This window comes from Vibrio sp. 10N.222.46.A1 (genome assembly GCF_041473595.1).
GTDB lineage: Bacteria > Pseudomonadota > Gammaproteobacteria > Enterobacterales > Vibrionaceae > Vibrio > Vibrio tasmaniensis_A.
This window is the reverse complement of the sequence record NZ_JBFRSN010001158.1, coordinates 1-2,010: the sequence shown is the minus strand read 5'-3', so window position 1 is coordinate 2,010 and position 2,010 is coordinate 1. Positions and strand designations below refer to the sequence as shown.

General features: G+C 41.4%; 1 protein-coding gene and 1 pseudogene. One reads left to right on the top strand and one right to left on the bottom strand.

From position 1 onward, the window contains the following. Positions 1-693: pseudogene (locus tag AB4496_RS24750) on the bottom strand (GGDEF domain-containing protein); the annotation flags it as partial. Positions 694-995: 302 nt separating this feature from the next. Between AB4496_RS24750 and AB4496_RS24745 the strand changes: the two are divergent. Continuing rightward, the gene (locus AB4496_RS24745) at positions 996-1,820 is read left to right on the top strand and encodes a DUF2797 domain-containing protein (protein WP_102257344.1); all 825 of its coding nucleotides are present in this window, start codon (positions 996-998) and stop codon (positions 1,818-1,820) included. Positions 1,821-2,010: the final 190 nt, after the last annotated feature.

Genomic DNA, 2,010 nt, shown 5'->3' with positions numbered 1-2,010 from the left:
GCCGGTACCCACCCAGATAAACAGCAAAATCAGGAACAGACTTTCAGCCGAAATATACGAACCCTCAAACTCAATACTTCGAATAATTATCCGATGGTGACCTAATTTAGCACCAGAAGCAGTAGCAAACTCAACCATGTTCACATTTGAAAACTCGGGGGCTGAATGCTCTAACGCAACCTCGTTATCCGCTAACCACCACGTCATGACTTGCAAGTTTTTGATCGGGATCTCGATCACGCCACCATCGATTCCTGGAGAGAACTCCATCCCATTGTACTTATGTGTGTACTCATCATCGGGAACCGAATAAGCAGGATTGTAATTACGTAGGTACGTTCTCAGACGACCACTAGAATCAGCCTTCGCATGGTAATCAATATTGACTCTAAAGGTGTGGTACTGCGAAAGGTCAAGGCCAGTGGTTATGTCTGGGCTAATACGAATCGATAGCCCACAATAAGGCCAAGGATATTCGGATTTTTTAAGCTCACAATCGAGAATATACTGCCCATTTTCATAGGACAATTGGGAGGTACTGACTCCTCTATCAACTTGATCGCTGGTCGCGATAAATTCATATTGTTCAGGAGTAATTGTTGTTATCACACGATTTCCACTTACCTGGTAATACTGCACAATGGCAAGTGTTGCGATAACTAGAAAGATAACAATTTTATGAATCCACTTCACATCTAAGCTTCCGGCTTTTGGTCCCTATAGTTGGGATTTGACGATATAAACAAGCAAAATTAATCATTAGATTGCATACTAACAATTGACTTAAAAACGTTATATCACACCTTAACAAAATGTCATACTATAATTTAGATGGCGGATTTCCACTCAATTATTCACTGCAATAATCAAGTAATATTGCGTATAAATAGAGGCTCTATTTGTTATACTCATCGCATAATCATCGTTAACCGTAGCGACTGCTTACAAGGCGTTCGAGTCGACGAAATAATAATCAAAATACAACGAGTAATGTCATGTCTTTATTAGCAAAAGGAACACTCAAGAAAATGAGTGCTTCCCTTGATGGTACGGTTACCTACCGTTTACCTGTAGGGGAAGAGTTTGTAGAGCTAAACCCTCTGATTGGAAAAACCATCAACCTTACCCACACTGGTAATATTTTTTGTTGTTCGTGTGGTAAGAAAACTAAGAAAAGCTACTCTCAAGGTCACTGCTTTGTGTGCATGAAAAAGCTAGCGAGCTGCGATATGTGCATAATGAAGCCGGAGACTTGCCACTACGATCAAGGCACTTGTCGTGAACCTCAATGGGGTGTAGAAAATTGCTTCGTCGATCACTTCGTTTACCTGTCGAACACATCAAGCCTTAAGGTTGGAATCACTCGCCATACACAAATCCCTACCCGTTGGATTGATCAAGGAGCCACTCAAGGCCTACCTATTTTGAAGGTAAAAACACGTCAGATCTCTGGCCTTATTGAAGTCGAATTAGCAAAACACATCGCCGATAAAACCAACTGGCGCACGCTGCTAAAAGGCGACGGTGACGATATGGAGTTGGTTGAAAAAGCCAAAGAACTATTGCCACTTGTAGAAGATAAGATTCAAGAGATCAGAGCGAAGTTTGGTGATGATGCTATCGAGGTGCTCAGTGAGAGCATTACTTCATTGAGCTACCCAGTTGAACAGCACCCTGTGAAAATTGTATCGCACAACTTTGATAAGAACCCTGAAGTGACGGGCGTACTTCAAGGCATTAAAGGTCAATACCTTATCCTAGATACTGGCGTGATTAACATCCGTAAATTTGGTTCTTACGAAGTGGAAGTGTCTGCCTAATTTATAGAACTTAAACGTTTCTTATAGTTAGAAGCGTTTCTTATAGTGAGAAGCGTTCAGTTAATAGCCAAAAACTAAAATGCCCTCAAGTGATGACTTGAGGGCATTTTTTGTTGTCGATTCTATTCGCTTTCGATGACGGTTTTAGGCGTTAAAGCGCGACTACATCTCCGTCTACACAATTCTTGCC